Genomic DNA, 21,483 nt, shown 5'->3' with positions numbered 1-21,483 from the left:
CAGTAAAAAAACAAAAAAATTTGACATAAATATATAAATATATAGATGTATAAATAATTAAAAATGTAAAAGCCAAAAACCAGTAAATAAATGTAGATGAAAATTTTAAATTAATTAAATATTATGGAAGAAAGTTCAAAAATTTATTATAAGGCGTCTTTAATGACTTGGCTGAGTTACATAGCAATTGTATTATCTCTCATCAGTTTTGAAGTTGAACATATAAGAGCCGGTAAAAATTGGATTATGGAAATACCCGAATGGATTGTTTTTAGTCTGTGGAATTTTGCATTAGCTGGTATATTTCTATTGCTGAAACAATATATTCAAAAATATTATCATAAAAAACTTACTTTACTAAATGTATCAGCTTTGATATATTTAATGCTAGTGCCACTAAACATTATAGCAGAAATTCACTCTAATGACGGATTAATGATTATATCAATTCTGTTAACTCTTGTTATTCCAATATTGTTTCTAATTTCCGGAATACAGGTACTTGAAGTAGGGAAAAAACGAACTATTGGAACTTTAATAATAACCTATGCCCTATTAATTATGGTATCGATACTCCTAAGTTTATACTTTGCGCTTAAAGGTCAAGTCCCTTTATGGTTTTACATTGTGGGTACCAGTGTTGACATTGTTTATTTAACAATTTTGAGTATGAATTTTAGAGAAATGTCTCATGCAATAAGAAAAAGCAGAATTACAGCAAGATATGTTTTAAACTAATAAAAAAGGGCTATTTTCTCGCTCTTGAGAAAATAGCCAAACTAGCACAAGCTATGCCAAACTACGAAAATGATACGCATATCATAATTCGGAAAATCTTTTGGCATACTCTACAAAAAAATCTATTCAAACCAAGTAATTATTTTATGAAACACAGTGTTTTAGGGTTATACATGGTGATTGAATAATTTTACTGTTTTAATCATAAAAAATAAATCGAAATAGAATGAAATATATTTGCATAAATAAAGAAATAGATTACCTTTGCGTTAAAACATTTCGATGTTTTAATATCGATAATATGGGATCGAAAGCTAAATTGCAGATATGGCTTATGACACAACAATAATTGAACGAATGAAAGAACAAGAAGATAGAAATAAAATAATCGTACTTAAGGAAACACCTCAATGGCTTCCTAAACATTACGAGTATTTAAGAACAACTGGTAAAGAAGACTCTTGTTCAATATTTTCAACAAAAAATATAATATAAAGTATAGATAAAATAATTAAAAACGGAAAAGCCGAAAACCGTTAAATAGAGTAGGTAAAATTTCTAAAACTAATTATCATGGTAGAAAAACTTAAGATATATGACAAAGCACGCTTAATTACCGTGCTATGTTACTTTGCAATTATATTATCTCTCATCAGCATTAATTTTGAACTAACAAAAGCCGATGTAAATTTGCTTATTAAAATACCCGAAAAGCTTGTTTTTGCTCTATGGAATATTTCACTTGGTTGTGTATTACATTTAATGAAGGTATATATTCAAGAATTTTATCAACAAAAAATTGTTTTACTAAATGTAGCAGCTTTGTTGTTCTTTATGTTGGTTCCACTAGACGCTATAGCAGAATTATCCTTTGGTAGCAAATTTATGTTTTTATCAATTATCATAACTCTTGCTCTTCCAATATTATTTCTAATTTCCGGGTTACTGGTACGTGAAGTAGGAAAAAAAAGAAATATTGGAACTTTATTGGTAATATATGCTTCGTTAATTATAGCTTCAATGTTCATCAGTTTAGGTTTTACAATTGACGATGAATTTCCTATAATTTTTTATTGTTTCAGCACCTTTATTGACATTGGTTTTTTATCAACTTTGATTTATTTGTTTAGAAAATTATGCAAAAAGAGAAATCATCAGATATATTTAGAACAAATACAAGCAATGAAGTCGAAAAAATTGGGTTTAGATAAGCAACTCACATAATGTTAATCGTTCGAGTTACGGGGTGCGAGTTACGGGGTTTTAGAAATTAGAAGTCAGAAATTAGAAATGGAGTTTAATAACAGTGAATTCCCACTTCTACCTTCTGACTTCTAACTTCTAATTTTATTCTGCCAAAAGCCAAGAGCCAAAGGCTAAAGACTAAAAACCAACAGCCAACGGCTAAAAGCCAATAGCTAATTTTAATCATCGCCACAATTAACTTTTTTTATTATATGGATTTTTACAAAAATCTTTTACTTTTGTAAGGTCTGTTTTATGACAGTTTTTACAAAAAAATATAAATAATGAAAGTTAAAACCGCACACTTAGCTGCTTTGTTTTTGCTGCTTGTTTTGCTGTTGAGCCATAACAAAATATTTTCGCAACAGGTATTCAGTTTGGAACAATGCATAGATTACGCTATAGACAACAATATTCAGCTTAAGCAACAATTATTGCAAATCAGAAACTCCGAATACGACATCACTTCAAGCAAACTGAATTTTTTACCTACTGTAAATGCAGGTGCATTTCACGGTTACAATTGGGGACAAACCGTAGACCGCTACACCAACAGCTTTGCTACAAACAGAGTACAGACCGATAACTTTTATTTGAGTTCATCATTGGTTATTTTCAACGGACTAAACCGTGCAAACAGATATAAGCAATCGAAAATTGAACTCAACGCACAAAAATACGACTTGCAAAAAGCCGAAGAAGAAATATCGGTTTTAGTAGCTTCGGCTTATCTGCAAATTTTATTTGCTACCGAAAATTTAAACATTCTTACTACATCGAACGAAAGCACTTTACTACAAACACAACGAATAAAAACGCTTGTAGATGCCGGCTCGGCTACCAAAGGCGAATTGTACGACATTGAGTCGCAATTGGCTAAAGAAAACTCTCAAATAGTTGATGCAAAAAACTCTTTAGACCTTGCGTATCTGTCCTTAATGCAATTGTTAAACATGCCTTACGACACCAACTTTAGAGTTGAAGTTCCACAAATTGACTTAAATAAATTATCTTCGGAAAACTTGCTCAATGCTGAAAGCATCTACTTGTACGCTGTTCAAAACAAACCCGAAATAAAAGCTTCGGAACTTAGAGTGCAAAGTAGCAAAATGCAATACAAGCAAGCCTACGGCATGCTGCTACCAACATTGAGCATCGAAGGTTCAATAGGTTCGGGATATTCGGGTGCGGCAATGGAAAATACAACTCCCAACAATTTGATGGAAAGGCAAATAGGTTACTTCTACACATCACCTACTACTATAAACCCCGTATTTACACTCGTACCCGAGGGTAATTACAAAACGATTCCTTTTGGTCAGCAAATACAAGACAATATCAATAAATCTGTAAGGATATCCTTGGCTATTCCTATTTTTAACGGTTTCAACACACAGACTTCGGTAAAAAAAGCCAAAATCAATCAGCTGAACGCCGAATATATGTTGGAAAACGAAAAACTTAACTTGCAAAAGAGAATACAACAAGCTCACTTCGATGCACAATCGGCGTGGAATAAATATCAGGCAGCCGTATTAAGCGAAAAATCCGCTCAGGAAGCATACAAATACGCAAGCGAACGCTTTGATCTAAAAATGATAAAAACCACAGATTATAATATCTCAAAAAATAACCTTCAAAATTCGGAAGCCGAACTCATAAAAGCTAAGTACGATTACGTGTTTAAAACACTTATTCTGCAATATTTTATGGGAAAACCATTGAAAATTTTATAAGATGAAAAGAAATAAAAAGAGAAGAATATTAATAATAGTATCATCGGTAGTTGCCGTAGCGATTATTGCATTGGCAATAGCCAAAAGCAAAGGTTATATCGGCAAGCCTGCTCCTACTACTGTTGAAACCTGCAAAGTTACTAAGGGTAATATTACCGAAACCATAACAGCCACCGGTAAAATTGAACCTGCCGTAGAAGTTAAACTTTCGCCTGATGTTTCGGGAGAAATTATCGAGTTGTACGTCAACGAAGGCGACCATTTGCAAAAAGGTCAGTTGATTGCCAAAATAAACCCCGAAATATATCGCTCCAATTACGAGAGAACCGTTGCCGGACTTAATACATCTAAAGCTAATTTGGCTAACAGTAACGCACGTTTGGAACAGGCTAAAGCTCAGTTTATAAACGCCGAAAATGCCTACAAGCGCCAAAAAGAACTTTTTGATAAAGATGCTATTTCATTGTCGGAATACGAAACTGCATACGCAAACTATCAGGTTGCCAAAGCCGAAGTCAATGCAGCAAACGAAACTGTTAGAGCTTCGGAATACAATGTTTTGAGCTCGCAAGCCATAGTCGATGAAGCCAAAGAAAATCTTACCAAAACCTCAATATACTCGCCTGTTGACGGAACCGTTTCAAAACTTAATGTTCAGCAAGGTGAAAGAGTTGCAGGGGCATCGCAGTTTAGCGCCGGAACCGAAATTTTGCGCATAGCAAACTTAGACGATATGGAAGTTATTGTTGAAGTCAGCGAAATTGACATAGCCAGAGTTTCGCTCAACGATACTGCCATAGTTGAAATAGATGCATATCCGAATGCGGAAATAAAAGGCGTTGTCAACAAAATAGCTATATCTGCAAAATCGCAGGTAGCTTCCACCGACCAAATTACCAACTTTGAAGTTAAAATATTGCTAATCCCCGAATCGTACAAACAGCTTAAAAGCGAGCACGCCAATTTTGCAGCTCCCCTCAGACCCGGAATGTCGGCTAATGTTACAATTCTGACTTCAAACCTTTCGCAAATTCTGACGTTACCTATACAAGCTGTTACAACCCGACCCAAAAAAGATTTTGGCATAAATAACTTGACAGATGAACAAAAAAATGAAACAATTGAATGTGTTTTTGTTGTAAACAACGACAGCGTTGCTATTACGAAGGTGAAAACAGGTATTCAGGATAGCGAAAAAATACATATTGTAGAAGGTTTGTCGGAAAATCAGGAAGTTGTAACAGGACCTTATAAAATACTAAGCACAACGCTCAAAAACGGCGAAAAAATTAAGGTTAAGCAATCTTTAGACAAAGATGAGAATTAACGCAAGGAACTGCATATAAAATGGCGATAATTTTAAGCATAGAAACAGCTACCAACGTTTGCTCAACATCAATTATACGCGACAATGAAGTTGTAATAAGCAAACACGACCATTTGCCCAACACACATGCAAAAAACTTGATGTTGTTCATTCAAAAAATAATTGACGAAAGCAATATTTCGCTTAACGACTTAGATGCAGTTGCCGTTAGCGAAGGACCAGGCTCGTACACAGGACTACGTATAGGATTTTCATCAGCCAAAGGATTTTGCTATGCTTTAGATATACCGCTCATAACCGTTAGTACTCTTAAAGGAATAGCATTTTCGGCAAAACAACAATTTATAAAAACTGGAAATATAGAAGATTATAAGCTTATTCCTATGATTGACGCCGGAAGAATGGAAGTTTATACAGCCGTTTATAACCAAAATTTAATCACTGAAACGGAACCTCACCCACTTATACTAAACGAAAACAGTTTCGAAAATATTAACAACAAAACGCTTGTATTTGCCGGCAATGGCTGCAATAAGTTCAGCAAAATTGTAAGCAAATCGAATTATGTGTTTTTTGACGATATTAGTTGCAATGCCGAAACAATAGGACTGATTGCTCAAGAAAAATATAGACTTAAGCAATTTGCTGATACCGCCTACTCCGAGCCGTTTTACTTGAAACAATTTGAAGCAAAAAAATCAGTAGTAAAAGGACTGCACTAAAAAAACATATTTATTTAGACTCAATATAAATTTAGTTTTTTTGTTGTTTATGTTATTTTATTGTTAATTTTGCATAATAAATCCACATAACTTAATTTTAAAAGCAATGAAAAAATTTTTAACACTGATTTTATTCTTAACGTTAACAGCAACTACAGCATTTGCACAAGTATTTATTTTAGACAGTGAACTCAGACCTAAGTTTGAATACAGAAACGGTTATCGCACGCCAATTGACGAAAACACTACTCCCGGAGCCTCGATTTCACAGCGTAGCCGAGTAAATCTCACTTACAACTCCAATATATTAAAAACATATATCTCTCTTCAAAATATAAAAACTTGGGGTGATACAAGAATGTCGAACTCTGCTGATGTAAACGGTACAATGATACATCAAGCGTGGGGTGAAATTTCTCTAACTCCGGCTATTTCATTAAAAGTAGGTCGCCAACCACTGAGATACAACGATCAACGCTTGTACGGATACAATAACTCGAGTCAACAAGCAAGAACACACGACGCTTTCTTGTTTAAATATACTCCTTCGTCGGATTTTACACTGCACTTAGGAGCTACATACAACCAAGATAGAGTTACCGACACGGGAAACTTCTACGCTATAAACGACTATAAAACTTTCCAGTTTTTATGGGCAAACTATAAAGTAGGCGGTTTCGACATCAGCTTGGTTTTCAATAACGACGGTCGTGCTTACGCAAAAACTCCCGAAGCAAAGCAAAAAACCGTTTTCAATCAAACATTCGGTCCTTTTATAGAATACAAAAAAGACAATCTACGCGTTGTTGGTGCTGCTTATTACCAAACAGGTAAAAATGCTAATAATATTGACAAATCGGCTTGGTTTGCACATCTCGAAACTCATTACAATTTTACCCCTGCTTTTAAAGTAGGTATTGGATGCCAAATTCTGAGCGGAAAAAGTATGACCGACACAACTACCAAAGATTTGAGTTTTGATAAACTATACGGAGCCGGACATACATTTAACGGAACTATGGACTACTTCTACGCAGGAAGCGGTCACGGTCAGGGCGGACTTATAGACTTGTTTATGCCTATTTCGTACAAATACAACAAACTCACTCTAAGCCTTAACTCGCACTACTTTTGGTCGCATAAAGATGTTATTGATGTAACCGTAAATGAACCTAATGTTGCAATGCCATCAAACTTAGGCTTTGAAACGGATTTTATACTTGCGTACAAGTTTTCCGAAAACGTAACATTTGAAGTAGGTTACTCACAAATTTTTGCTACAAAAACTCTAAGACATCTTAAAGGCAAATACGATTTAGACGCTTCTGTTGCCCAAAACTGGATTTGGTCAATGATTACAATAAAACCACAATTGTTTAAATTTGAAAAATAGTAAAAGTGTGAAACACAATAACAAAATTTCTCGTAATAGACTGCTGATATGGATAAGCGTATTAGTTGGGGGTATTTTGGGGATAGGTATTTTTTCGTTTATCGAATCAAATGCAGTTTCATACCTTAGCAACGATTCGGAAACGTGCATAAATTGTCACGTAATGAACTCCGAATTTGCCTCATGGCAACACAGCTCTCACCGAGAAGTTGCCGTTTGCAACGACTGCCACGTACCTCACAACAATTTTGTTAGCAAGTACTACTTTAAAGCCAGCGACGGCTTACGTCATGCTACAATGTTTACTCTAAGATTAGAGCCTCAAGTTATTGGAATAAAGAATGCCGGAAAACGAGTTGTTAAACAAAATTGTCTAAGATGCCACGACAACTTCCTAACAGAAAGTAGCATGGAAGCTGTTGTAAACTCCGACTACTTTGAAAAACGCACCGACCGAAACTGCTGGGATTGCCACAAGTGCTTGCCACACGGAAAAGTAAAAGGTTTATCCTCAACCCCATCGGCATTAGTAGTCGATAACAAAACTGATAGATTGCCCGAATGGCTTAAACAAAACATGCAAAAACAATAAATAAGTATATATTATGGAAAACAATACTAAAAAAACCAGATCGTATTGGCTGATATTTATAGCATCAGCAGTAGTTTTCTTTCTATTAGGATTACTTGCTACAAGCATAGTAAGCCGTAAAGCCGAAAAAGAATATGTTTACAAACCTTTGGTTGATATTGACCAAACAGAATCCCGAAATGAAGTTTGGGGTAAAAACTTTCCGCGTCAATATGAATCATACATGAGAACCGCCGACACATCATTCAGAAGCAAATATAACGGCGCAGCCCTTATAGATATGTTGGCTGTAAATCCGCGTATGGTCGTTTTGTGGTCGGGTTACGCTTTTTCAAGAGATTATACTCAAGGTAGGGGACACTATTACTCAATAATAGATATTCACGAAACCCTACGTGTTGGGGCTCCAGTTGAAGGTACTCCGAGTAATCAGCCAAATACTTGCTGGACTTGTAAAGGACCTGATGTGCCCAGACTTATGTCGCAAACCTCTCCAGCCGAGTTTTACAGTGGCACATGGGACACCAAAGGTGCAGAAGTGCTTAATAGCGTTGGTTGTGCCGATTGCCACGACGCAAAAACTATGGATCTTATAATAACACGTCCGGCTCTTGTTGAAGCATTCGATCGTATGGGGAAAGATATTTCGCAAGCCACACACCAAGAAATGAGATCGCTGGTTTGTGCACAATGCCACGTCGAATACTACTTTAGTAAAGATATTGTTGAAGGCGTTAGTTATGTTGTTTTCCCATGGGATAACGGCTTTACATGTGAAGATATAGAAAAATACTTCGACGATATTAATTTTACCGACTGGACTCATGGAGTCAGCAAAGCTCCTATGCTTAAGGCTCAACACCCAGAATATGAAACCTTCCAAATGGGTATTCACGGACAAAGAGGCGTAGCCTGTGCCGACTGCCATATGCCGTACAAAAGTGAAGGCGGACAAAAATTCTCCGACCACCATGTTCAAAGTCCTTTGAATAACATTGCCAACTCGTGCCAAGTATGCCACAGAGAAGAAACCGCCACCTTGCTTGAAAACGTTTACGAACGTCAGGACAAAATCATAGAAAATCGTAATGCATTGGAAATACTGTTGGTTAGAGCTCACGTTGAAGCTAAAAAAGCATGGGATTTGGGAGCCAATGAAAACGAAATGCAACCTATTTTACAAGATATCAGAAAAGCACAATGGAGATGGGATTTCGTTGCAGCAAGCCACGGCGCTTCGTTCCACGCTCCTATTGAAATGCTAAGAATTTTAGGCAACGGAATTGCTATTGCACAAGAAGCGAGAATTAAACTTGCTAAATTATTTGTCAGCAAGGGCTTTAACGGCGAAGTACCTTATCCTGATATTTCAACAAAAGCTAAAGCTCAACAATTTATAGGCTTGGATATGGATAAGCTAAGAGCTGATAAAGAAGTTTCGCTTAAAACTACTGTAGCCGCTTGGATTCAACAAGCTGAAAAGTAAACTTTGTAAAGTGTTGCGGGGTACGGGTTGCGGGGTACGGGTTTAGATAGCTTTTAGCCGTTAGCCTTTGGCTATTAGCTGAGTGCGGTCAACAGCTAAGAGCTAAAAGCCAAGAGCCAAAGGCTAATTTTCAATTCAGTTTAAACTTCTATTGTAGCCAGTCAACTCTATTTTCATCTTCCCTACCCTTAATTTGCTTTCAATAAGAACAGGCACTTTTCTGCTGTCGTTGGTTACGTACACGGTTATCGGATAAGTTTCGTCGAAAGTATCGCCTACCAAAACCATAGGCTTTACAACTATGCAATTAAACTTACCGAACTTAGTTTTTACATCTTGTGTACCCAAAAATTTTATAGTCATATCCGACACTTTATTATCAAAAAACAAAGGAACTTGTATGTCATTTCCTAAAACATCGTCGAAACTAAAAGAATTTCGTATAAAGAAAAACATAGTAACCAAGTCTAATACATTGTGTGGTACGGATATAACTTTATCACCGCTCAATGCAACTTGTTTTTTCCTATCGAAAATGATTTTTTCATACTTTTTATATTTGTTTTCGCTGATATCTCTAATAAAAAGATAAGGTAGGTTGGTTTCTTCCGAGATATGAGATTCAAATCTGTCGTTGACCTTATAAAACAACTCTATTAAGCCACTTGTACTTCCGTTTACAACAGCATGATAAACCTTGTCTTCGGAGAATTTTAAATTCGATCTTTTAACTTCAACTACAACCTCGCCGGCTTTCAAGTTTCCTGTAAGCATTGAATTAAATGCAACTCTGTAAAACATTTTTTCGCCAATATCAACACTTGTAGGAACCTTTTGCGAATACAACATTGGATTGATGCAAAATGTAATAACCGAAATCAAAAACGCCGACTTTAATAATATTTTCTTCTTCATGACTTGAATTTTCGTTGTATTCGGCTTACAAATTTCAAAAAACGTACCAAAGAATTAGCGTTTGCTTTTAAAAAACTCGTCTAATAGGCTCTTACATTCGTCGTGTAGCACTCCACCGATTATTTCTGTTTTCGGATTAAAAATATTTGAGCTCACAGTAGAAAATCCTCTTTTATTGTCGTATGCTCCGAAAACTATACTGCTTATTTGCGTTCTGCTACCTGCTGCAGCACACATCACACAGGGCTCTAAGGTAGTGTACAAAGTACAGTTTAACAGATATTTACTTCCTAAGTAATTGCTGGCTGCTGTATAAGCAAGCATCTCGGCGTGAGCCGTAACATCGTTAAGTAATTCAGTCTGGTTATATGCCTTTGATATTATTACATTGTCAGCAACAATAACAGCTCCTACGGGAATTTCGCCTTCGGCAAAAGCTATTTGAGCCAGCTTTAAGGCTTCACGCATAAAATACTCGTGCGAAAAAACAATTTTGTCCATCAGTTACAAAACAAATATAGCAAGCGTATTGCCTGCTATGATATTTGATTGGTAGCGGGGACGAGAGTTGAACTCGTGACCTCCGGGTTATGAATCCGACGCTCTTACCAACTGAGCTACCCCGCCGTAGAGATTTGCAAAAGTATATATTTTTTTTCTATTGGCAAAACTTTTTGTTAAAATGAAGATGTTAACAATAAATTTTACTTAAAATACTTTTAAAAAGAAAAAGTTCTCCAAAACCTATTTTTTAGCATTTGTGGCTCAATCAAGGCTTTGTTGAATAAAATAAACTTTTGTAGTTTCAATTTTGTTTCTTTCATTTTCTTTGCTTGTCCAAAGAAAGCGAAACAAAAGAAAGGACACTTTTTACAAGGAATTTTTTATTGCCGTACGGCAATAAAAACCGTATAAAAGAAACTAAATTTCTTACAAGGATTCAGAAATTCTTAACGTTTCTTTTATACATATTCTGCGTAAAAAGGGATTTTAATTAAGTGAAATATCATCACGCTTGCTTATGCAAAGCAAGCGTAAGTTAGCGACTTTGTTGAACATTTTGGCAATAGATACACTTCCCTCTTTTCGTTTAAATAATTTGTCACGGTAAGGAAGAACAATAGCCAAAAATTTAGCTTTGAAAAGGACGGCATACATTTCTGCTGAATGGAGTTCGAAATAAATCCCAAGTGAGAGCGGGAAGCTCCGAGCCTGCGAGGAGATCACCCGCACGAGCTCAGGATTTATGAGAACGTAATTCAGAAAAGAAATGTCAGCCTTGATTTTTTGGTTCTTTTGTATCACCCGAGAACCGTATAAACGGTTCGAGAGCATTGAGTACCCTTAAAATCAACACGGAACGAAATAACACAAAAGAACATTAAAAAAGACTGAAACCTTTTAAGCCAAAATCGGCTACAATCCCGAAACTTTGGGGCTAACAACAATAAACATAAAAGCGAAAAATAATACAGATGCTTTTTTCATAGGTTAGTCATATTTAGATTATTATAATTTGAAAACGATTATGTTATAGTTTTATTACAAAAATCATTACTTTTGCAAAAAATTTTTTAGTATGCAAGAGAAGTATTCGGAATACAAGCAATTAGATTTAAGCGAAATTGGTAAAAGCATATTACGCTACTGGGAAGACAATAATATTTTTGAAGAGAGTTTGAAAAACAGACGCGGATGTGAGCCTTATATTTTTTACGAAGGACCGCCTTCGGCTAACGGTATGCCCGGCATACACCACGTTATGGCTCGTGCAATTAAAGACGTTGTTTGCAGATATAAAACATTAAAAGGATATTTGGTTGAAAGAAAAGCCGGCTGGGATACACACGGATTGCCCGTAGAGATTTCGGTTGAAAAAACCTTAGGTATTACCAAAGAAGATATTGGCACAAAAATTTCGGTTGAAGAATATAACAATTCCTGCCGTAGCGAAGTGATGAAATATAAGGATAAATGGGACGAGCTTACAAAGCTTGTCGGCTATTGGGTCGATTTGGATGATCCTTACATTACGTTTGAAAATAAATATATTGAAACTTGCTGGTACTTGCTATCGGAATTGTACAAAAAAGGGCTTTTGTACAAAGGTTATACCATACAGCCCTACTCGCCAGCTGCCGGTACAGGCTTGAGCACTCATGAGCTTAATCAACCCGGCTGTTACAAAGATGTTAAAGATAGCACAGTCGTTGCCCAATTTAAAATAGAAAAAACCGACAACGATAAGATAAACGAAGTTTTATTTTCTGACGATATCGAACCTTATTTCTTAGCTTGGACTACAACACCTTGGACACTACCTTCGAATACGGCTTTGGCTGTGGGAAAAAATATAGACTACGTTTTTATAAAAACCTACAACCAATACACAGGAATTCCAATAAAAGTTGTACTTGCCGAAAATCTTGTCGGACAGTTTTTCCAAAAGGAAAACGAAGAACTGAATTTTGACGAATACAAATTAGGCGATAAAAAAATACCGTATCAAGTGATAGGACGTGTTAAAGGTGCTGATTTGGAAGGCATTCGCTATAATCAGCTTTTACCCTACGCCCAACCCGAAGATGGAGACGCATTTAAAGTTCTTTTAGGCGATTTTGTTACAACCGAAGACGGTACGGGTATTGTTCATATTGCACCAAGTTTTGGAGCCGACGACTTTAAAGTTGCCAAACAAAACAATATAGGCTCGCTTACATTGGTTAACAAAAACGGACAGTTTGTCGAATGTATGGGCGAATTTGCAGGCAGATACGTCAAACCCGAATACGAACCCGAAGGTTCCGAAAACAAAGACAGCGTTGACATTGACATAATTGTTAAGCTGAAAAAGGAAAATAAAGCCTTTAAAACCGAAAGGTACGAGCACAGCTATCCGCATTGCTGGCGTACCGACAAACCTATACTTTACTATCCTTTAGATTCGTGGTTTATTAAAACTACTGCCCTGCGCGACCGAATGATTGAGCTTAACAAAACCATAAATTGGAAGCCCGAAAGCACAGGAACAGGTAGATTTGGAAACTGGCTCGAAAATATGGTCGATTGGAACTTATCGCGTTCGAGATATTGGGGGACTCCTTTGCCAATATGGATTTCGGAAGATAAAACCGAAGAACTGTTTATCGGCTCAGTAGCTCAGCTAAAAAATGAAATTGAAAAATCAATAGCTGCAGGCTTCATGACAAGCAATCCGCTTAAAGATTTTGATCCCGAAGACACCTCGGACGAAAATTATAATTCTTTCGACCTGCACCGTCCTTACGTTGACGATATTGTTTTGGTTTCGGAAACAGGAAAGAAAATGTTACGCGAGCCTGACTTAATCGACGTTTGGTTCGATTCGGGTGCTATGCCTTACGCACAATTTCATTATCCTTTCAATAAAGATTTAGAATTAGATAAATACTTTCCTGCCGATTTTATAGCCGAAGGCGTTGACCAAACTCGTGGCTGGTTCTATACGCTTCACACCATAGCAGCTATGGTTTTCGACAGTGTTGCCTTTAAAAATGTTGTATCAAACGGCTTGGTTTTAGATAAGCACGGCAATAAAATGTCGAAGCGCTTGAACAATGCAGTCGATCCGTTTTCTACAATTGAAAAATACGGTCCCGATGCGCTGCGCTGGTACATGATTACCAATTCGCAACCATGGGATAACCTTAAATTCGATTTGGAAGGAATTGCAGAAGTTCAACGCAAGTTTTTTGGAACATTATACAATACTTACAGCTTTTTTGCTCTTTATGCAAATATTGACGGATTTGATTACAGCGACGAAGAAATACCCGTAAAAGACCGTCCCGAAATCGACCGCTGGATACTGTCGGAACTAAATAGCTTGATAATTGAAGTAGACCAAGCATTCAACGACTACGAACCCACGAGAGCAGGCAGAGCTATAAACGATTTTACAATAGAATATCTGTCCAATTGGTACGTCAGATTGTGCCGCCGCCGTTTCTGGAAAGGCGATTACACCGAAGATAAAATATCAGCATACCAAACACTTTATAAGTGCTTAGAAACTATTGCTATTCTGGCATCGCCAATTGCTCCGTTTTTCACCGAACAGCTGTTCAGAGACTTAAATAACATCACCAAAAAACAAAATGTAGACTCTGTACATTTGTGCGACTTCCCTAGAGCTGATACGTCGGTTATTGACAAGCAACTTGAAGAACGTATGCAACTTGCACAAACCATATCTAGCATGGTTTTAAGCTTACGCAAACGAACAAATATTAGGGTTCGTCAACCATTGTCAAAAATAATTATCCCAACTGCTGATAAACGCTTGATTCAACAAATACAAAAAGTTGAAGATATTATTTTGAACGAAGTCAACGTTAAAGAAATTGAGTTTTTGGAAGAATCGTCAAAAATTGTTGTGAAAAACATAAAACCTAATTTTAAAACGTTAGGACCTAAATACGGCAAACTTATGAAAGATATTGCCAACACTATTACCAACTTCGGACAAAGCGAAATCCAAAAAATAGAAACTGAAAAAAGTATTGTTATAAACGTAAATAACAACGATATTGAAATCGGTTTAGACGATGTTGAAATTACCACCGAAGATATTCCGGGCTGGGTTGTTGCAAATCAGGATACTATTACGGTTGCCCTAGATATTACTATTACCGATAGCTTATGGCAAGAAGGCATGGCTCGCGAAATTATCAATAGGATACAAAACATCAGAAAAGACAAGGATTTTGAAGTAACTGATAAGATAAATTTGGTAATTGAAGAACACGAAAAGCTAAAATCGGTAATTGACAATAATATTACGTATATTTGTACTGAAACATTAGCTGAAAGCTTAGTGCAAGCTCCTGAAAGTCAGGTTGATGGAGAACTTGTTAATATCTACGACGATATTGATATAAAAATTAGCGTTGTGAGAATATAAAATTTTGTATATTCGCACCCAAAATTTAACCATACTAATTAAATACAGACAAAATGGCAAAATCAACAGAAAAGAAAGAGAAAAAAGAGAAAGCTAAGGATGCTCCAAAAAATGAAACTCCGCTAAAAAAAGAAGAAAAGAAAAGTCCGGAAAATAAAGAAAAGACTTCGTATTCGGCGGAAGAGTTGGCTGAATTTAAACAAATAATTGAAGAAAAATTAGAGAGAGCCAGAAAAGATTTGGAATTACTAACCGATGCGTTTACAAACGGCAGCGGCAATGATATTAGTGATACATCGCCTACTTTTAAAAATTTAGAAGAAGGACATCAGGTATTATCAAAAGAAGAAAACAGCAGATTGGCTAAACGACAAGAGCAGTTTATCAGAAACTTGGAATATGCTCTTATTCGTATTGAAAACAAAACGTACGGAATATGTCGCGAAACGGGTAAACTTATTTCAAAAGAAAGATTACGCAGTGTTCCGCATGCCACATTAAGCATTGAAGCAAAACTAAAACAGAACAAATAAAAACTTTAAGTGCTTAAAAAATCTGCCATTATTGTTGTCCTAATTCTGCTTGCCGACCAAATTTTAAAAATTTGGATTAAAACTACATTTACGTTAGGACAAGAATTGCCGATATTTGGTAACTGGTTTATATTGCATTTTACCGAAAACCCGGGCATGGCATTTGGAATGCAATTTGGTGGAAATGTCGGCAAATTAGCACTCTCGATTTTAAGAATAGTAGCCGTTGCACTGTTAGTATGGTATATTTGGCATCTTAACAAAAAGAAAGTTAAATTTGGTGTTATTTTCAGTTTCTCTTTAATACTTGCCGGAGCCATTGGCAATATTATAGATTCGGTGTTTTACGGCGTTATTTTTTCGGAAAGCACTTACTACCAAACAGCTGTCATGTTTCCGCCCGAAGGCGGCTACAGCTCACTGCTTCACGGCAAAGTTGTCGATATGCTTTACTTCCCCATAATTGATACGGTTTTCCCCGACTGGATGCCTTTGATAGGCGGAAAACCATTCCGATTTTTTCAGCCCGTTTTTAATATAGCCGATTCTGCCGTTACAATAGGAATATTTTATCTGATTTTATTTGAAAGGTCGTTCTTCAAACAAAGTAAATAACAATTTTAATCAATTGTCAGATTCCCATATTATCAAAAATCGAAAAAATAATCTGGAAAAACTTATTGTAAAACATAAAAACTTATTACATTTGCTCCGTAATTAATAAAATATTAAAAATGAGCAATCTTGTAAAAGGAACAATTAGTCAGATAATAGGACCTGTAGTTGATGTCTCCTTCGAAGAAAACATCGCATTACCAAACATTTACGACGCATTAGAAGTAATAAACCCAAGCGGTACAAAAATAGTTTTAGAATGTCAGCAAGACATTGGAGAAAACACCATACGCGCAATTGCGATGGATAGTACCGACGGATTAAGCCGTGGAATGGAAGTTACGGCTACCGGTAACCAAATTTCTATGCCCGTGGGCGAAGAAATAAAGGGAAGACTATTTAACGTAACAGGAGACGCAATCGACGGTTTGCCGCCAGTATCAAGAGAAAGAGAATACAGTATACACAACGACCCGCCAAAATTTGAAGATTTATCAACCTCAAAAGAAGTTCTATACACAGGAATTAAAGTAATAGACTTGATTGAACCTTACTCGAAAGGTGGAAAAATCGGACTTTTTGGAGGTGCCGGTGTTGGAAAAACCGTACTTATACAAGAGCTTATAAATAACATTGCAAAACAATACAATGGATTTTCCGTATTTGCCGGTGTTGGCGAACGTACTCGTGAAGGTAACGACTTGCTCAGAGAAATGATTGAAGCCGGACTTGTTAGCTATGGCGAAGAGTTTAGAAAAAGTATGGATGCCGGTGGCTGGGATTTATCTAAAGTTGACCCAAAAGAAATGGAAAAATCATTGCTTACTATGGTTTTCGGTCAGATGAATGAGCCCCCAGGAGCTAGAGCCAGAGTTGCTCTTTCGGGACTTACAGTAGCCGAATATTTTAGAGACGGCGACCAAAAAGGAAAAGGTAACGATATTCTGTTCTTTATCGATAATATATTCCGTTTTACGCAAGCAGGTTCCGAAGTATCAGCATTGCTCGGACGTCTGCCATCGGCTGTAGGTTATCAGCCAACACTTGCAACCGAAATGGGTATATTGCAAGAACGTATTACGTCAACAAAAAGAGGTTCAATTACATCGGTACAGGCTATATACGTACCAGCCGACGACCTTACTGACCCTGCTCCTGCAACTACATTTGCTCACTTAGACGCAACAACAGTTCTTAGCAGAAAAATCGCCGAGCAAGGTATTTATCCTGCCGTTGACCCATTAGAATCAAATTCGAGAATATTATCTGTTGATGTTGTCGGACAAGAACACTACGACACAGCTCAACAAGTAAAAATGATATTGCAACGATACAAAGATTTGCAAGACATTATAGCTATTTTGGGTATGGACGAGCTTTCAGACGAAGACAAGCTAACCGTTCAGAGAGCACGTAAAATATCACGTTTCTTGTCGCAACCGTTCCACGTAGCTACGCAGTTTACAGGAATACCAGGCGTTTTTGTAAGTATAGAAGATACAATTAAGGGCTTTCAAATGATTTTGAAAGGCGAAGTTGATGAATATCCGGAATCTGCTTTCAACTTAGTTGGTACTATTGAAGAAGCCATTGAAAAAGGAAAGAAAATGCTTTCCCAAAATTAAAAGTAATTATCATGATAATAGAAATTATTTCTCCGGAAAAACTTATTTATAAAGGCGAAATTACATTAGCTCAGCTGCCTGGTTCTGATGGTTCTTTTGAAATACTCAATAATCACGCTCCCCTTATCGCAACACTTAAAGAAGGGAAAATCAGATTGGTTAAACCGGAAGGAAATACCGAATATGTCGAAATAAAAGGCGGTACAATTGAAGTGTTGAATAATAAACTGCTTGTACTTGCCGTTTAAGTAATATGAAAAGATCTTTTATTTCTGTTATTGCTCTTGTACTTTTGCTTATACTGTTTTCGTCGTGGGGGTATAGAGGTCATAGAATTATATCCGAAAATTCGTCGAAATCTTTCAATGCTGAAATGCTTGACTTTCACTCGTGGGTAGCTTTTATAACCGACCACGCTTCCGATGCAGATTACCGTAAAAGCGAAGACCCTACCGAAGCTTATAAACATTATATCGACATAGATATGTTTCCCGACTTTGAAATCTACGGAAACATTGAACAAAACTATACAGAAGCACTTAATTCGTATGGGCATTCATTTCTCAATGACACCGGAATATTGCCTTGGGCTACCGAAGCAACTTTCGACTCGCTGAGAGACTGCTTAGCACGTATGGACATTAATAAAGCAAAAATATTTGCCGCCGATTTAGGGCACTACGTAGCCGACGGACACATGCCTTTGCATATCACAAAAAACTACAACGGGCAGCTATCAGGCAACTACGGAATACATTCGAGATACGAATCTACAATGATTAACCAATTTTATCATCAAATTTCGTATAGCGGCGAAACCATAAGCGAAATACAGGATGTTAATCAGTATATTTTTGATTATATATATCAAAATTTCACTTATAAAGATTCCATTTTTGCAAGCGACAACTACGCCAAAAGCGTGAATACAAACTACGGTTCGCAGGCGTACAAGACAGCACTCTGGAATCATTCAAAAAATTACACTATACTGCTTTTCAAAAATGCTTCAAAAGCCCTTGCCGAACTTATATACACTGCATGGATTCAAGCCGGAAAGCCCGATATTAGCTCATATAACGTTCCTTTTGTTTCAAACCTTAAAATTAGCGAGCCAATACCAAACCCGACCAATCATTCGTGCCACATAAAACTTGAGAATGTTAAGGCTCAGCTTATTTCGGTACAACTTTATAATATGAAAGGAAACCGTGTTTATTCAAGCGCCGACACTCCCACTGGCAACACCCACACTATTACAATAAATAAAAATAATTTGCAGGCAGGTACTTACTTCATCAAAATACTTGTTGAAAACAAAACGTATAGTAAAAAAATAATTTTTATTTAATAAACTAACTTATCCTGTTTGTAATTCAGATGAACGAACTTGTCGAAATAAAGCAGCCTATAAAAACACATTTAGAAGAGTTTGAAGAACGTTTCCGTTCTATGCTGCAAAGCGACATGAAATTACTAAATACTATTACGCAATACCTGTACAGAAACAAAGGCAAACAAATGCGTCCGATGTTTGTGTATTTTTCGGCAAAGATGTGTGGCAATGTAACCGAAACAACGCATACTGCTGCTGTTTTAATTGAAACTCTTCATACTGCTACATTAATTCACGATGATGTTGTTGACGATTCAAACAAACGTAGGGGTTTTTTTTCGATAAATGCGCTGTGGAAAAATAAAATTGCGGTTCTATTAGGCGACTATTTGTTGTCGAAAGGATTGTTACTTTCGTTAGATAATGATGAATTTGAACTTCTTAAAATAATATCTAATGCTACAAAAGAAATGAGCGAAGGCGAAATTCTGCAACTTGAAAAAGCCCGAAAATTAGATGTTGAAGAAGATGTTTATTTTGAAATAATAAGAAAGAAAACAGCTTCGCTGATAGCATCGTGCTGTCAAGCCGGTGCATTTTCGGCTGCCAAAGACAAGGAAACAATTGAAAAAATGCGACTCTTCGGTGAGCAAGTCGGTATTGCTTTTCAGATAAAAGACGATTTGATTGATTTTGACAATAATACTAAATCGGGGAAGCCAAAAGGAATTGATATTAAAGAAAAAAAACTGACACTACCTTTAATTTATTTACTTCGCAACTCGTCGAAACTGAAAAAGTTTAAGCTGTTAAGCCTTATCCGCTTAAAAAGCTCTGACCCCAAAACTGTAAAATACATTATAGACGAAGTTAACAATAGCAATGGAATTAAATACGCCACTGAAAAAATGCTTGAATATCAACAAAAAGCCATAGATATATTGCACACTTTTCCTGAATCGGAAACCCGCGATTCTTTGGAAAAATTAGTGATATTCACTACTTCACGTAACAAGTAATTATTTTTCACCCCAAGAGTAAGACTCAACATCAACTCCTGCAAGTTTTAATGCCCTATCGGTAACGGTTTTTGCCAACATCGTAAAATCTTGCGGCTTGCTGTAAAACGAAGGAGACGCAGGACAGATAACACCTCCGCTTAATGTTATGGTTTGCATATTGTTTATATGTATCAAATTATAAGGCATTTCGCGCAAAACCAAAATCAGTTTACGTCTTTCTTTAAGCATAACATCGGCGGCTCTGGTTATTAAACTGTCAGCTATTCCTGAAGAAATTTTTCCCATAGTTCCAACACTACACGGACAAACAATCATAGCATCAATACTGCTGCTCCCCGAAGCTAATGGAGAATAGAAATCGTTGATATTGTAATATGTAAAAGGATAATCGGCGTAGGAAGAATTGCCTATTTCGTAATTCCAAACATCTATTGCATTATTGCTTAAAACTACGGAAACTTGCTTAGCAGTACTAGACAAATCACGTAATGTGTCCAACATAGTTTTGGCATAAATTGAACCACTCGCACCGGTAACCGCTATAGCTAAATTAATCATTGTTAGAGTTTTACTTGAACATTAATTGTCAGCACGTCGTTGTACTGACCCGTATCGAAAATGCGCCTAACGCTGCCGTTGGGCTTGGTTTTGCGTATACTTAGTATTGAACGACTGTTTCTTATTCCAACACTGATATTGTCATTCATGTTCCAATATAATCCCAAAAGAAACGCTAACTCCATTTTATGAAAATCTCCATAATCGGTAGGGAAATCATCGAGATACTCTTTGGCTCCTGCGAAAAAACCCGTATTAAAACCGCCTTCTATACCTATTTTATCGGAAATATTGTACCTTAAAAACAAAGGAAGATCAACATAATTAAGCTTGAGCAAATAATGTACATTGCCGTTTTTATCGGGCAAACGCTTACTCCCTTTCTGCGAATAAGCCAACTCTGCCTGAAGGTCTAATCTTTCGGCTATTGGCAACCGTATCCACAAGCCCGAATAAATACCGGCTTTTTTGTATCCGCCGTAACCGTCACCATCTACTTGCGTTCCCGACAAACCCACAACAACTCCGCCTTCAAAACGCTGAGCTATAGCCGAAATTGATAGCGCAATCAGAATCAACAGAAATAATACTTGTTTGGAACCTAAACTTTTTACCATATCTTAATTTTATTTAGACACAAAATTAATAAGAAAAACTATATCATTACAATAAATAACATTCTTTTTATAAAAACATTT

Annotated in this window: 20 protein-coding genes and 1 tRNA gene; 16 read left to right on the top strand and 5 right to left on the bottom strand. The window is 36.5% G+C overall.

The annotated features are described in order from the left end of the window. The first annotated feature begins 123 nt into the window (after positions 1-123). The 9 genes from PHP31_07000 (at position 124) to nrfA (ending at position 9,239) form a co-directional block, all read left to right on the top strand. Positions 124-738, top strand: a complete 615-nt coding sequence (locus tag PHP31_07000; GenBank protein ID MDD3739025.1) for a hypothetical protein — start codon at positions 124-126, stop codon at positions 736-738. A 357-nt stretch (positions 739-1,095) separates the two neighbouring features. Further along, positions 1,096-1,233, top strand: a complete 138-nt coding sequence (locus PHP31_06995) for a hypothetical protein (protein ID MDD3739024.1) — start codon at positions 1,096-1,098, stop codon at positions 1,231-1,233. A 78-nt stretch (positions 1,234-1,311) separates the two neighbouring features. Beyond that, positions 1,312-1,962, top strand: a complete 651-nt coding sequence (locus PHP31_06990; protein MDD3739023.1) for a hypothetical protein — start codon at positions 1,312-1,314, stop codon at positions 1,960-1,962. 305 nt (positions 1,963-2,267) lie between these two features. Beyond that, on the top strand, positions 2,268-3,719 hold the full coding sequence (locus tag PHP31_06985; protein ID MDD3739022.1) for a TolC family protein: 1,452 nt from the start codon (positions 2,268-2,270) through the stop codon (positions 3,717-3,719). A gap of 1 nt (position 3,720) precedes the next feature. Continuing rightward, complete coding sequence (locus PHP31_06980) at positions 3,721-5,046, top strand: efflux RND transporter periplasmic adaptor subunit (protein ID MDD3739021.1); 1,326 nt, start codon at positions 3,721-3,723, stop codon at positions 5,044-5,046. Positions 5,047-5,066: 20 nt separating this feature from the next. After that, positions 5,067-5,768, top strand: coding sequence for a tRNA (adenosine(37)-N6)-threonylcarbamoyltransferase complex dimerization subunit type 1 TsaB (tsaB, locus tag PHP31_06975; GenBank protein ID MDD3739020.1), 702 nt, complete (start codon positions 5,067-5,069; stop codon positions 5,766-5,768). A 106-nt stretch (positions 5,769-5,874) separates the two neighbouring features. Beyond that, positions 5,875-7,161, top strand: a complete 1,287-nt coding sequence (locus tag PHP31_06970; protein ID MDD3739019.1) for an alginate export family protein — start codon at positions 5,875-5,877, stop codon at positions 7,159-7,161. Between the two features lie 7 nt (positions 7,162-7,168). Further along, positions 7,169-7,753, top strand: a complete 585-nt coding sequence (nrfH, locus tag PHP31_06965) for a cytochrome c nitrite reductase small subunit (protein MDD3739018.1) — start codon at positions 7,169-7,171, stop codon at positions 7,751-7,753. 13 nt (positions 7,754-7,766) lie between these two features. After that, complete coding sequence (gene nrfA, locus PHP31_06960) at positions 7,767-9,239, top strand: ammonia-forming cytochrome c nitrite reductase (GenBank protein ID MDD3739017.1); 1,473 nt, start codon at positions 7,767-7,769, stop codon at positions 9,237-9,239. Between the two features lie 135 nt (positions 9,240-9,374). On the opposite strand, the gene PHP31_06955 is transcribed toward nrfA, so the two are convergent. The 3 genes from PHP31_06955 to PHP31_06945 form a co-directional block, all read right to left on the bottom strand. Beyond that, the gene (locus PHP31_06955; protein ID MDD3739016.1) at positions 9,375-10,154 is read right to left on the bottom strand and encodes a DUF3108 domain-containing protein; all 780 of its coding nucleotides are present in this window, start codon (positions 10,152-10,154) and stop codon (positions 9,375-9,377) included. Between the two features lie 54 nt (positions 10,155-10,208). Next, positions 10,209-10,655, bottom strand: a complete 447-nt coding sequence (locus PHP31_06950) for a nucleoside deaminase (protein MDD3739015.1) — start codon at positions 10,653-10,655, stop codon at positions 10,209-10,211. Positions 10,656-10,704: 49 nt separating this feature from the next. Next, positions 10,705-10,781: transfer RNA gene (locus PHP31_06945), tRNA-Met, on the bottom strand. A 952-nt stretch (positions 10,782-11,733) separates the two neighbouring features. On the opposite strand from PHP31_06945, the gene ileS reads away from it, so the two are divergent. From ileS to PHP31_06910, 7 genes are all read left to right on the top strand, one after another. Beyond that, entirely contained in the window at positions 11,734-15,096 is a 3,363-nt protein-coding gene (ileS, locus tag PHP31_06940) for an isoleucine--tRNA ligase (GenBank protein ID MDD3739014.1), read from the top strand. 185 nt (positions 15,097-15,281) lie between these two features. Next, a complete protein-coding gene (locus tag PHP31_06935; GenBank protein MDD3739013.1) occupies positions 15,282-15,629 on the top strand; it encodes a TraR/DksA C4-type zinc finger protein in 348 nt (115 codons plus the stop codon). A 9-nt stretch (positions 15,630-15,638) separates the two neighbouring features. Further along, positions 15,639-16,244 (top strand): lipoprotein signal peptidase, encoded by a 606-nt coding sequence (locus tag PHP31_06930; protein ID MDD3739012.1) that lies wholly within the window; start codon positions 15,639-15,641, stop codon positions 16,242-16,244. Between the two features lie 119 nt (positions 16,245-16,363). After that, positions 16,364-17,869: a F0F1 ATP synthase subunit beta gene (gene atpD / locus PHP31_06925; GenBank protein ID MDD3739011.1), complete on the top strand. Its 1,506-nt coding sequence runs from the start codon at positions 16,364-16,366 to the stop codon at positions 17,867-17,869. Positions 17,870-17,880: 11 nt separating this feature from the next. Next, the gene (gene atpC, locus PHP31_06920) at positions 17,881-18,117 is read left to right on the top strand and encodes an ATP synthase F1 subunit epsilon (GenBank protein MDD3739010.1); all 237 of its coding nucleotides are present in this window, start codon (positions 17,881-17,883) and stop codon (positions 18,115-18,117) included. A 5-nt stretch (positions 18,118-18,122) separates the two neighbouring features. Continuing rightward, positions 18,123-19,220, top strand: coding sequence for a T9SS type A sorting domain-containing protein (locus PHP31_06915; protein MDD3739009.1), 1,098 nt, complete (start codon positions 18,123-18,125; stop codon positions 19,218-19,220). Positions 19,221-19,249: 29 nt separating this feature from the next. Beyond that, entirely contained in the window at positions 19,250-20,224 is a 975-nt protein-coding gene (locus PHP31_06910) for a polyprenyl synthetase family protein (protein MDD3739008.1), read from the top strand. Here PHP31_06910 and PHP31_06905 read toward each other — a convergent pair whose 3' ends face one another. Continuing rightward, positions 20,225-20,785 carry a UbiX family flavin prenyltransferase gene (locus PHP31_06905; GenBank protein ID MDD3739007.1) on the bottom strand — a complete coding sequence of 187 codons (561 nt, stop codon included), beginning with the start codon at positions 20,783-20,785 and terminating at the stop codon, positions 20,225-20,227. A gap of 2 nt (positions 20,786-20,787) precedes the next feature. After that, positions 20,788-21,402: a porin family protein gene (locus PHP31_06900; protein MDD3739006.1), complete on the bottom strand. Its 615-nt coding sequence runs from the start codon at positions 21,400-21,402 to the stop codon at positions 20,788-20,790. Between the last annotated feature and the right edge of the window lie 81 nt (positions 21,403-21,483).

This window comes from Lentimicrobiaceae bacterium (genome assembly GCA_028697555.1).
GTDB lineage: Bacteria > Bacteroidota > Bacteroidia > Bacteroidales > UBA4417 > UBA4417.
This window is presented reverse-complemented; position numbering and strand designations above follow the sequence as displayed.